Origin of the sequence: Flexivirga sp. (genome assembly GCF_035551235.1) — a bacterium.
Lineage (GTDB): Bacteria > Actinomycetota > Actinomycetes > Actinomycetales > Dermatophilaceae > Flexivirga.
This window is the reverse complement of sequence record NZ_DASZNO010000049.1, coordinates 174,861-185,592: the sequence shown is the minus strand read 5'-3', so window position 1 is coordinate 185,592 and position 10,732 is coordinate 174,861. Positions and strand designations below refer to the sequence as shown.

The window sequence follows — 10,732 nt, the reverse complement described above, 5'->3', positions numbered from 1 at the left end:
ATGCCAGCCAGAATTTCGCGTGCGCGCCCGCGAACAGATGAATCAGCGCGACGGCGACAATCCAGAGCGCGCAAAAGACCGCGACCGTGTTGCCCACGAAAACCGTCCAGAGAAAATTCTCCGTATTTTGGAGATAAGAATAGAGGCGCGCGGCCCGCGCCTGGCCGGCTCGCATCTGTTGCGCGATGCGCCAGCGGCCCAGCGTGAAAATGCCAGTGCGCATGTAGCCGGCGACCTGCTCGACCGTGCTCAGCAGGAAGCCCGCGGGCAGCTTCTCTTCAATTCCCATTGGTCTTCAGACCCCTCAATCCCACTCAAGTCCGCCGCGACGCCATACGAAGGCGTAGGCGACGAAGACAGTCACGACGAAGAGCACCATCTCGACCAGCGCGAACAGTCCCAACCGGTCGAACGAGACGGCGAACGGGTAGAGGAACACGGACTCGATGTCGAAGATGATGAACAGCATCGCCGTCAGGTAGTACTTGATCGGCACGCGGCCGCCGCCCTCGGCGTGCGGGCTGGGCTGGATGCCGCACTCGTAGGCGTCGACCTTGGCGCGGTTGTAGCGCTTCGGGCCGGCCAGCGTGCTGGCGCCGAGCACCGAGAAGATCGCGAAGGCGGCACCGATGCCCGCGAAGAACAACAGCGGGGCGTAGGAGTAGTTCATTGCTTACGAGTCCTTCCGAACGTCATTGTTCGAGCCCAAGAGCATCATCGTCGTCATGCCGCGGGCACCACGCGGGCCAGCATCGACATCACCCGGTCGTCGAGTTTGCCACCGTGCTCGTCGCCGAGGTTGGCCATCACCTTCAACAAGAATCGCATCATCGTCTTGCGGGGCAAGCCGTAACGCACCGCGAAGCGCATGATCTCCGGGTGACCGATGAGTTGCGCGAAGTGGCGGCCGACCGTGAAGTAACCGCCGAGCGCGTCCTTCATCACCGTCGGGTAGGACTGCAGCACCCGCTCACGCCCGGCGTCGTCGGCGCGGCCGAAGGCCTGCGCGATCACCTCGGCGGCCAGCCGGCCGGACTCCATCGCATAGGCGATGCCCTCACCGTTGAACGGGTTGACCATGCCACCGGCGTCGCCGACCAGCAGCAGGCCGTCGGCGTAGTGCGGCTGGCGGTTGAAGCCCATCGGTAGAGCGGCGCCGCGGATCGGGCCGGTGATGGTCTCCTCGTTGTAGGTCCACTCCTCCGGCATCGTCTCGACCCACCGACGCATGACGTCCTTGTAGTCGGTCTTACCGAAGGCACTGGAGGTGTTGAGGATGCCGAGGCCGACGTTGCTGGTGCCGTCGCCGACGCCGAAGATCCAGCCATAGCCCGGCAGCAGGACCCGCTTGCCGTTCCTGTCCTTGGACCACAGCTCGAGCCACGACTCGAGGTAGTCGTCGTCATGGCGCGGGCTCGTGTAATAGGCGCGGACGGCGACACCCATCGGGCGGTCGTCGCGCTTGTCCCGGCCCATCGCCAGGGAGAGGCGGGAGGAGTTGCCGTCGGCCGCGATGACCAGCGGTGCGCGGTAGGTCAGCGTGCGGCCGGTCGGGCGGTCGTTCTCGCCCATCTCCTTGGCCTCGACGCCGATGATCGCGCCGGTCCGCTCGTCCTTGATCGCGCCGTTGACGTTGACGCCCTCGCGCAGGCGCGCGCCGTGCTTGACGGCGTGCTTGGCGAGGATGTCGTCGAAGTCCTGGCGCGTGCGCACCAAGCCGTATGGCGGGAAGCTCGCGACGTCCGGCCAGTCCAGCTGCAGGCGCATGCCGCCGCCGATGATCCGCAGACCCTTGTTCTTGATCCAGCCGTCGTCTTCAGGGGTGGGGACGCCGAGCGTGATCAGCTCACGCACGGCTCGTGGGGTCAGACCGTCGCCGCAGACCTTTTCCCGGGGGAAGTGGGTCTTCTCGAGCAACAGCACGTCAAGGCCGGCCATTGCGAGGTAAGCGGCTGTGGCTGATCCACCAGGGCCGGCGCCGACGACGATGACGTCGGCACTCTCGTCCAGGGCAGGGCTAACGCCGGGGAGGCTCACTCGGGTGAATCTTTCTAGCTTGTGAACGTCTTCACTAACCCATGCACTCTATTCCCAGCCGGGTTGGTGAACCTACTTAGGCGATCCTAAGAAGGAGCGCCCGTTATCGCGAATGACGGCTTCTTCGCCGAGTGACGGCTGGATCCGACCGTCATTCGGCGAGGAAGCCGTCATTCGGCAAAGTTCTTCACCGGTTTGGTGGCGCGGTGCAGGGCCACGATGCCGCCGGTCAGATTGCGCCATTCGACCTTGGACCAGCCGGCGTCCTGCAGCTGCGCGGCGATGCCCGCCTGGTCCGGCCAGGCCTGGATCGATTCGGCCAGATAGACGTAGGACTCGGCGTTGGAGCCGACCTTGCGGGCGACCCGCGGCAGGGCGGACATGAGGTACTCGCTGTAGAGCTTGCGGAACGCCCCGTTGGTCGGCGTCGAGAACTCACAGATCAGGATCTTGCCGCCGGGCTTGGTGACCCGCCGGAACTCGCGCAGCGCCTCCTGCGTCGACTGCACGTTGCGGAAGCCGAACGACGTCGTGACCGTGTCGAAGACGCCGTCGGCGAAGGGCAGCTGCATCGCGTCCGCCGCCGTGAAGGCCATGTCCGGCCGCAACTGCTTGCCCTTGCGCAGCATGCCGAGGGAGAAGTCGGCCGGGACGACGCGAGCGCCGAGCCGTTCGAACGGCTCGCTGCTGGTGCCGGTGCCCGCCGCGATGTCGAGGATGAGGTCTCCCGGGCGCGGCGCCACCGAATCGACGACCACCTTGCGCCAGCGGCGGTCCTGTCCCATCGACATCACGTCGTTGGTGATGTCGTAGCGCGCCGCGACTTGATCGAACATCTTCGCGACGTCACGTGGCTGCTTGTCGAGGCTGGCGCGATTCATACCGAGCATTGTTCCGTATGGCGACAGGACGCAGGCAACGGCTCGGCACTGATCGCGGCGTAAGGTGACCGTTCGTGACCATGCCGTTGCCGCAATCACACCCGGCCCTGGTGGTGCGTTCCGTGCGCATCCCCGATCCGGGTGATCTCGTCTCCCTGATCCCTGCCGACGCCGAAGCACCCGTGTGCTGGCTGCGCGAGGGCGACGGCTTCGTCGGCTGGGGCACGGCCACCGCCATACAGACAGAGGGGACGTCGCGGTTCGCCGACGCCGAGCAGTGGTGGCGCGGCGTCGTGGAGGATGCGGTCGTTCGCTCGCAGGTCGACCTGCCCGGGGCGGGGCTGATCGCTGTCGGTTCGTTCGCCTTCGCCGCCGCCTCCGAGGCCGGCGGCGTCCTGCACGTCCCGTCGATCGTGGTCGGACGCCAGCACGACGTCGCGTGGGTCACCACGGTCAGCACGGCCGCCGGCCTGTCCGGCGCCCCGGAGCTCGGCGCAAGCGAATGCCCTGACGCCCCAAGGATTTCCGAGGTGGGCGACGGTGCGCTGAGCGGCTCCCAATGGACGGCGGCCGTCGGTGCGGCGGTCGAGCGCATCCAGTCCGGCGGCCTCGACAAGGTCGTGATGGCGCGCGACGTCGTGGTCCGCTCCGAGACCGCGATCGATCCCCGCTACCTGCTGCGCAACCTGTCCGACGCCTACCCCAACACCTGGACCTACAGCGTCGACGGTCTGATCGGCGCGACCCCGGAGATGTTGCTGCGCCGGCAGAAGGGCCTGGTCACCTCGCGCGTCCTCGCGGGCACCATCCGCCGCACCGGCGACGACGAGCACGACCTGGCGCTCGCGGCATCGCTGGCCCGGTCGAGCAAGGACCTGGAGGAGCACGAGTACGCCGTGCGCTCGGTCGCGGACGCGCTCTCGCCGCACTGCTCGTCGATGAACGTGCCCGAGTCGCCGTTCGTGCTGCACCTGCCCAACGTCATGCACCTCGCGACCGACGTCGCCGGCGTGCTGCACGAGGACGTGTCCTCGCTCAGCCTCGCCGCGTCCCTGCACCCGTCGGCCGCCGTCTGCGGCACCCCGACGCTGGCCGCGCGCGACCTGATCGCCGAGCTGGAGCAGATGGACCGTGGTCGGTATGCCGGGCCGGTCGGCTGGCTGGATGCCGCGGGCGACGGCGAGTGGGGCATCGCACTGCGGTGCGGCGAGCTCGAAACGCCTTCGCAGATGCGGCTGTTCGCGGGTTGCGGGATCGTCGCCGGCTCCGAGCCGGAGTCCGAGCTCACCGAGTCCGACGCGAAACTGGTGCCGATGCGTCAGGCACTCGGCTGCGGGGCGTAGCCGGCTAACTGCTTTCGGGACCCTCCACGACGACGATCTCGCCCTCGGCCGCACGCTGCCTGATCTGGCGTGCGGCTGCATATTCCGGCGAGTTGTAGCAGTCCAGCGCTGCCTGGTAGCTCGGGAACTCGATCACGACGTTGCGCGGCCGCGAGTCGCCCTCCACGCTCTCGAACCGCCCGCCACGCACGATCGGCGTGCCGCCGTGTGCGGAGTAGACCGGATTGGCCGCAGCGACGTACTCGGCATACCCGGCGTCGTCGTGCACCGAGATCCGTGCGATCCAATATCCCTTGGCAGTCATGCGAATTCCTTCGGTGTCGGTCGGTGAAGGCGAGGTCCCTCAGCCATTCAACAACAGGCGCAGTGCGCCCGGGAGGGCGCGTGCGGTGACCGGCACGGGCGCGACCGGATCACCATCGGCATACGCCATGACGTCCTCGGCCTCGATCCGCACGCTCGCGCCGCGCGCGACGGTCACTTCGGGATTCTTCAGGTGTGTGCCGCGGTAGAGCTGCGGCAGGGCGCGCACGAACTTCGCCCGGCTCCCGGCACCCACCATCACGACGTCGAGCAGGCCATCGCGGACGTCCGCGTCCGGCGCGATGTGCATGCCCTTGCCGTAATAGCCGGAATTGGCTGCAATCACTGTGAATCCGCGATAGTCGAAGACCTCGTCATCCACCTGCACGCGATAGTTGCGCGGGCTGAACTCCATGAGTCCACGCACCGATGCGACTTGGTACTGCAGGGCCGACGGCAGCCGTCCGGAGCCGGCGTTGACCAGCTCGGAGACACGGGAGTCGACGCCCGCGTAGACGCTCCCGACGACGATGCGGTCGGCGACCTCGATGGCGTCGACCTTGGTCTCGACGCCGCCGACCGCCAATCGCGTTGCGTCATGGATGTTTTCGGGTATGGCGAGCTGCCTGGCGAAGTCGTTGCCGCGCCCGCTGGGAATGATTGCCGCCGTCACGTCGTACTTGTGCAGTGGCCCGGCCATGGTGCTGACCATGCCGTCACCGCCCACCACGACGCAGGTCTCGTCCGCCGCGGCGGTGTCCCGGACGAGTCCGTCGGCCGCTTCGATACCGGGCGAGAACGTGATCCGGACGGCGCTGCCGGTGTCGCCGAGGTCGGCAGCGACCTCGCGGGCGACCTGGACGGCCCGGCCGCCACCGGACAACGGATTGGCGATGATGTGGAACGACCGCACGGGAACTCTCCAGACTTGAGGACGGCAGCGCTCATCCTGCCAGGAACTGCGCCCATCCGCCGGGAGGCTTGGCGCCGAACGGGACCGTCCGCAGCTTGGCCAGCACGGCCGGATCCTGGGCCTCGATCCAGTCGATCAATTGCCGGAAGGACACGATGCGCGCGTCCGGGTGGGTGGCGATCCTGCGCATGACCTGCTCGACCGCCGTCATGTAGATGCCGCCGTTCCAGCCCTCGAAGTGGTTGCCGATGATCAGCGGCGCACGGTTGGAGTCGTAGACGCGCCGGAAGCCCGCGAGATAGGTGTCCACCGCCTCCTGCTGCCAGCCCGGCCGCTTCGACGGCGTGCCACGCGTGGTGCCACCGGTCTGATTGAACATGATGTTGTAGTCCATCGAGATCACCTGGCCGGTGTGCCCGGCGAACGGGATCGACTGCATCGACAGGTCCCACAGGTTGCGGTCCTTCGACGGCCACATCTGGATGCCGGTCTTGCTGCTGTCGTATCGCCAGCCGAGTCTCGAGGCCGTGATGCGCAGGTTGTCGGCACCCTCCAGGCACGGCGTGCGACCGCCGATCAACTCCGTCTCGTAGTCGAAGGGCAACGGCGGCAGATCGGTGAAACCCGTGTTGGTCCGCCAGTTCTCGACGAACTCCTTCGCCTGCTCGATCTCGCTGCGCCAGTCGGCCGGCGACCACTGCCCCACACCGGTCGGCCCACAGAAGTGGCCGTTGAAGTGGGTGCCGATCTCGTGGCCCTCCTTCCACGCCTCACCGATGTTCCGGATCGTGGCGTGGATGTCGCCGTCCTCGAGATACCCGATGTCCGAGGCGCCGGTCTCGTGCCGGGGCGGGTGGTAGAGATCCTTCTTGCCGCGCGGCAGCAGGAACAGGCCGGACAGGAAGAGGGTCATCGACGCGCCTGTGTCCTTGGCCACTTGCCGGAAGTGCGACAAGAGGTTCAGCCCGTCGATCTCGCCGGCGCCGTCCCAGGAGATCACCACGAACTGCGGCGGCGGCTCACCCGGCATGAGCCGGTGCGGCGTCGGCTGGTGCGGCTGCGGTCCGGTGTCGGCGGTCGACCCGTCGCCGATCAGCCGCACCTTCGCCGACGGCCCGGAGGACGATGAGCGCGGATCTGCAGAACCGGTCGAATCCTTTTGTCCCGCAGTCATTTCGGCAACTGCCGGGGCGGTGCGGCCACTCGCGACGCCACAGCCGCCCAGGACCGTGGCTGCACCGACCGCAGCTCCCGCAGCCAACGCTTCTCGTCTGGAAACTGTCGCCATACGCTGCCCACCCCTCGGGTTGCCGGCCGTCATCAACCCCGCGTGACGACGTCCCGGGATCACCGTCCCAAAGCCGACCGCGATCACCAAGCACCGCGCTCGGCGTTCCTTACATCTGTCAAGTGACAGAAGACCCCGTCGGCGGCGGTAAACTGGGACGCGCAAAGGGACTGGCGCGGCTGTGAGGTGGGAAGTCGCGCGCTGACTTCTGTCGTCCCTCGCGAAAGGCGTTCCAGCGCAATGTCACCCGCTGCGTCATACCGGCACCTCTTCGGACTGACCGGACGCACCTACATCGTCGTGGCGTTCCTCGCCCGGCTCCCGCTGGCCATGAGCCAGATGGGCGTCCTCCTTCTCATCGCCCACACCTCCGGCAGTTACGGCGCCGGTGGCGCGACCGCGGGCTCGCTGGCGATCGCCAACGCGGTCGGCGCACCACTGCTCGGTGCGGCCTCGGACCGACTCGGCCAACGGTCCGTCGTGCTCGCCCAGTCGGTGATCAGCGCGATCGGCCTCGTCGCCGTCGTGGTCGCCGCGGAGAGCGGCGTCCCGTGGGGCTGGGCGGCCGTGGCCGCAGCCGTCGGCGGGTTCTTCATCCCGCAGGCCGGTCCGCTGGCGCGGGTGCGCTGGCGCCCGATCATCACCTCCAGCGGTCGGCCCAGCTCGCCGGTGCGCCTGATCGACACCGCGTTCTCCTACGAGGGGTCCGCCGACGAGGCGTCGTTCGTGCTCGGCCCCGCACTGGTCGGCTCGATCGCCGCCCTCGTCGACCCGGGTGTCGGCATCTGCACCGCCGCGGCCCTGCTGGCGGTCTTCGGCACGTGGTTCGCCATACATCCCACAGCGCGGCTGCGTGCGTCGCGCACCGGCGTCGCCGCTGCGGGCCGGTTCCTGACGCCCGCGCTCGCGACGCTGATGCTCGCCCAGCTGATCATCGGGATGATCTTCGGCTCGGTGCAGACCGGCACCACGGTCATCGCCACCGACGCCGGCCACAGCGGCGTCGCCGGCCTGGTCCAGGCGCTGCTGGGCGTCGGCAGCGTCGTCGCCGGATTGAGTATGGCGGCCCTGCCGGCCCGGATCGGTTATGTCACCCGCTGGCGGGCGACCGCGACGGGGCTCTTCGTTCTCGCCGCACCGCTGCTGCTCACCCATTCGCTGGCGATGCTGTGCCCGGTGCTGATCGTGCTCGGGTGTTGCGTTGCGCCATACATGATCACGACGTTCACGCTCGGCGAGCAGCTCACGCCGCCGTGCCGCACCGGCGCCGCCATGACCCTGCTGGCCGCCGCGACCGGCCTCGGGTATGCCGTGGGTGCCGCCGTCGCCGGTCGTCTCGGCGACCTGTCCGGGGCCACCGCGGCCTTCGGTGTCACGGTGACCGCCGGCGGACTCGCCTGCCTTCTGGCCGCGGTCGCCGGACCGATGCTGCGGCGTGCGCATGCCGCCGCCCAGACGGTGGCCCCTGCCGACCTGCCACAGGCAGCCTGAGGATCGCACCGGTTCCCGGGAGGGCCTCCGGGTGAACGGCCGCGGCGTCTAAGGTTTTTCCATGGCGATCTCGAAGCAGTCCACTGCCCTCAACCTCGCGTCGGCTGCAGCCGCCGGTGCGATCACGCTGATCCGTCCGGCGCGTTTCCCGAAGTGGGCGCGCCGCGGCCTGCGCTGGGCGAACACCGCGGGCACCGCCGGCTCGATCTTCCTGGTGGTCCGCGGCAACGACATACCCGACGACCACCCACTGCACAAGGCGCTCAGCGCCAGCGACGTCATGGCGGCCGCCTCCGGCGGGCTGATGCTGGTCACTTCGGGACTCGGCCTGAAGGCCGACGACAAGATCGAGGCGTTCCTGCTCAAGCACGGAGTGAAGCACCCGCGTGTGCTGATGGCCGTCGGTGTCGTCGTCGTGCTCTTCGCTGTGAAGACGGTGCAGGACGCCAAGAGCAAGGACGTCGCTCAGCCCACCGAGGCAACGCGGCCGAAGACTCCCGCGACCGCGAAGCCGGCCAACCCGGTGCTGCCCTCCGCAGGATCCCCGACGCCCGCCACGGACGGCGTGAACGGCACGGAGCAGGACGCGCGGCCCGACACGACCCGATGACCGCGTTCAGCCTGCTGGACGTGCAGGACGCCGCGCGCCGGCTCGACGGCGTCGCGCACCGCACCCCGGTCGTCACCTCCTCCCGGCTCGACTCCGAACTCGGTGTCGAGGTGCACCTGAAGTGCGAGAACCTGCAGCGGATGGGCGCATTCAAGTTCCGCGGCGCCTACAACGCACTCAGCAGGCTGGACGGCGCGGCCCGTGCTGCGGGAGTCGTGGCGTTCTCGTCGGGCAACCACGCGCAGGCGGTCGCGCTCGCCGCGCGGCTGCTCGGCATACCCGCCACGATCGTGATGCCGACCGACGCACCGCAGGTCAAGCTCACCGCCACCAAGGGGTATGGCGCCGAGGTCGTCACCTATGACCGGCACACCGAGGACCGTGCCGAGATCGCCCGGGAGCTGGCCGCGCGCGACGGCCGGACCGTCATACCGCCGTTCGACAACGCACACATCGCAGCCGGGCAGGGCACCGCCGCGCTCGAACTCATGCAGGACGTGCCCGACCTGGATGTCGTCATCGCGCCACTCGGCGGTGGCGGACTCCTCAGTGGCACAGCCATTGCGACACGCGGGATCCGGCCCGCCGCAAGGGTTTTCGGCGCCGAGCCGGCCGCCGGGGACGACGGCAAGCAGTCGTTCGACGCCGGGCACATCGTGCAGATCCCGGTGCCGGACACGCTCGCCGACGGAGCACAGACCACCGCATTGGGTGAGCTGACCTTCCCGATCATCCGGGGGCTGGTCGAGGACATCGTGCGCGTGACCGACGACGAACTCGTCGACGCCATGCGATCGCTGGCGCACACCTGCAAGCTGGTCGTCGAGCCGACCGGAGCACTCGCACTGGCGGCCGCACGCACCCTCGCACCGACGATGCCGGGCGCCAGGGTCGGCGTGATCCTCTCCGGCGGCAACGTCGACCTCGGTCGCTACGCAGCGCTGCTCGGCGCGACCTGAGCCGACCGGCGACTCAGCCCTGCTCGGCCTCCCACCGGCGGTGCCCCTCGAGGACCGTTGCCCAGAGCCGATCACGCACACCCGCGTCACTGCCCTCGAAACGCAGGTCGAAGAGATCGGCGAGCAACTCGAACCATTCGGTCCGGCGGGTCACCGGGTCGGCGACGGATGCACCACTCCCGATGCGGCTGCGCACGAGGCCCCGCACGACGTCGACACCACTGGCGTCCCGACGCTCTGCCATCGCGACCTTGACGAAACCGGACTCGGGTGCGGTCGACAGCCAGCGGTGCTGTGTCTCGAAATCGGCCCTCCGGGCGATGCCGGCGGTCCAGCCCATGCCGGCGAAGCCACCCGTCGGGTCGTGGGTCAGATGCCACGAGGTGCTCGGCTCCACCTCCTCGAGCGACAGCCGGAACGGCGGTGCGTCATACCTCCCGGCGATCAGTGGCAGCGGGCTGTGCAGCGCGTCGCCGAGGCCGGCATCGACATACCAGACACCACCTGGGTTGTCGTCGCTCGGCAACCCGTCGACGGTCAGCACCAGGTGGTTACCGCGCTCGGAGTCCGTCGGCCCATCGGGACCGTGCACTCCCCCGACGTGTGGGTGCACCGAGTAGCCGAGCGCAGCGAGGAGCAGGCCCAACGCACCATTCAGGTGGTAGCAGTAGCCGCCCCGGCTCTCCATCGCGATCCGTCGGGCTGCCTCGGCCGGGTCGATGCCCCAACGCTCACCACCCTGGATCCACAGCGTTTCGTAGGGAACTCGTTCGACCTGTCGTCGCGCCAGCAGCGCAAGCCCGGCAACCGACGGTGGCTCAGGTGGGACTCCGAGACGCGCCAGGTAGGCGTCTCGCACTTCCGGCGCCAACGCGGACTCGAGCACCGCATCATTGTCGCGCCGGAG

12 protein-coding genes are annotated in these 10,732 nt (G+C 68.7%); 4 read left to right on the top strand and 8 right to left on the bottom strand.

The window, feature by feature from the left end:
• The 4 genes from VG502_RS19390 to VG502_RS19375 all read right to left on the bottom strand — a co-directional run.
• Positions 1–289: DUF21 domain-containing protein (locus VG502_RS19390; RefSeq protein WP_325551792.1), on the bottom strand; the 289-nt coding region annotated here is incomplete at its 3' end.
• A 15-nt stretch (positions 290–304) separates the two neighbouring features.
• The gene (locus tag VG502_RS19385; RefSeq protein WP_325551791.1) at positions 305–670 is read right to left on the bottom strand and encodes an NADH-quinone oxidoreductase subunit A; all 366 of its coding nucleotides are present in this window, start codon (positions 668–670) and stop codon (positions 305–307) included.
• Positions 671–723: 53 nt separating this feature from the next.
• Positions 724–2,037 (bottom strand): geranylgeranyl reductase family protein, encoded by a 1,314-nt coding sequence (locus VG502_RS19380; protein ID WP_325551790.1) that lies wholly within the window; start codon positions 2,035–2,037, stop codon positions 724–726.
• Positions 2,038–2,207: 170 nt separating this feature from the next.
• Positions 2,208–2,918: a demethylmenaquinone methyltransferase gene (locus tag VG502_RS19375; protein ID WP_325551788.1), complete on the bottom strand. Its 711-nt coding sequence runs from the start codon at positions 2,916–2,918 to the stop codon at positions 2,208–2,210.
• Between the two features lie 80 nt (positions 2,919–2,998).
• Between VG502_RS19375 and VG502_RS19370 the strand changes: the two genes are divergently transcribed.
• Positions 2,999–4,261, top strand: coding sequence for an isochorismate synthase (locus VG502_RS19370; protein ID WP_325551798.1), 1,263 nt, complete (start codon positions 2,999–3,001; stop codon positions 4,259–4,261).
• A gap of 4 nt (positions 4,262–4,265) precedes the next feature.
• On the opposite strand, the gene VG502_RS19365 is transcribed toward VG502_RS19370, so the two are convergent.
• The 3 genes from VG502_RS19365 to VG502_RS19355 are packed head-to-tail and all read right to left on the bottom strand — an operon-like array spanning position 4,266 to position 6,651.
• Entirely contained in the window at positions 4,266–4,565 is a 300-nt protein-coding gene (locus VG502_RS19365) for a DUF1330 domain-containing protein (protein WP_325551787.1), read from the bottom strand.
• Between the two features lie 39 nt (positions 4,566–4,604).
• Positions 4,605–5,477: a diacylglycerol/lipid kinase family protein gene (locus VG502_RS19360; protein ID WP_325551786.1), complete on the bottom strand. Its 873-nt coding sequence runs from the start codon at positions 5,475–5,477 to the stop codon at positions 4,605–4,607.
• A 31-nt stretch (positions 5,478–5,508) separates the two neighbouring features.
• Positions 5,509–6,651: a polysaccharide deacetylase family protein gene (locus VG502_RS19355; protein ID WP_325551785.1), complete on the bottom strand. Its 1,143-nt coding sequence runs from the start codon at positions 6,649–6,651 to the stop codon at positions 5,509–5,511.
• Between the two features lie 354 nt (positions 6,652–7,005).
• On the opposite strand from VG502_RS19355, the gene VG502_RS19350 reads away from it, so the two are divergent.
• From VG502_RS19350 to VG502_RS19340, 3 genes are all read left to right on the top strand, one after another.
• The gene (locus VG502_RS19350; RefSeq protein WP_325551783.1) at positions 7,006–8,256 is read left to right on the top strand and encodes an MFS transporter; all 1,251 of its coding nucleotides are present in this window, start codon (positions 7,006–7,008) and stop codon (positions 8,254–8,256) included.
• A 61-nt stretch (positions 8,257–8,317) separates the two neighbouring features.
• Complete coding sequence (locus VG502_RS19345; RefSeq protein ID WP_325551781.1) at positions 8,318–8,866, top strand: hypothetical protein; 549 nt, start codon at positions 8,318–8,320, stop codon at positions 8,864–8,866.
• Positions 8,863–9,825: a threo-3-hydroxy-L-aspartate ammonia-lyase gene (locus tag VG502_RS19340; RefSeq protein WP_325551779.1), complete on the top strand. Its 963-nt coding sequence runs from the start codon at positions 8,863–8,865 to the stop codon at positions 9,823–9,825. Before VG502_RS19345 ends, VG502_RS19340 begins: the two co-directional genes overlap by 4 nt.
• Positions 9,826–9,838: 13 nt before the next feature.
• On the opposite strand, the gene VG502_RS19335 is transcribed toward VG502_RS19340, so the two are convergent.
• Positions 9,839–10,711, bottom strand: a complete 873-nt coding sequence (locus VG502_RS19335) for an arylamine N-acetyltransferase family protein (protein WP_325551777.1) — start codon at positions 10,709–10,711, stop codon at positions 9,839–9,841.
• Positions 10,712–10,732: the final 21 nt, after the last annotated feature.

Bases quoted from the DNA above. Each gene is read 5' to 3' on its own strand.
- VG502_RS19385 (WP_325551791.1), bottom strand. From the start codon at position 670: ATGAACTACTCCTACGCCCCGCTGTTGTTCTTCGCGGGCATCGGTGCC.
- VG502_RS19375 (WP_325551788.1), bottom strand. From the start codon at position 2,918: ATGAATCGCGCCAGCCTCGACAAGCAGCCACGTGACGTCGCGAAGATG.
- VG502_RS19370 (WP_325551798.1), top strand. From the start codon at position 2,999: ATGCCGTTGCCGCAATCACACCCGGCCCTGGTGGTGCGTTCCGTGCGC.
- VG502_RS19365 (WP_325551787.1), bottom strand. From the start codon at position 4,565: ATGACTGCCAAGGGATATTGGATCGCACGGATCTCGGTGCACGACGAC.
- VG502_RS19355 (WP_325551785.1), bottom strand. From the start codon at position 6,651: ATGACTGCGGGACAAAAGGATTCGACCGGTTCTGCAGATCCGCGCTCA.
- VG502_RS19350 (WP_325551783.1), top strand. From the start codon at position 7,006: ATGTCACCCGCTGCGTCATACCGGCACCTCTTCGGACTGACCGGACGC.
- VG502_RS19345 (WP_325551781.1), top strand. From the start codon at position 8,318: ATGGCGATCTCGAAGCAGTCCACTGCCCTCAACCTCGCGTCGGCTGCA.
- VG502_RS19340 (WP_325551779.1), top strand. From the start codon at position 8,863: ATGACCGCGTTCAGCCTGCTGGACGTGCAGGACGCCGCGCGCCGGCTC.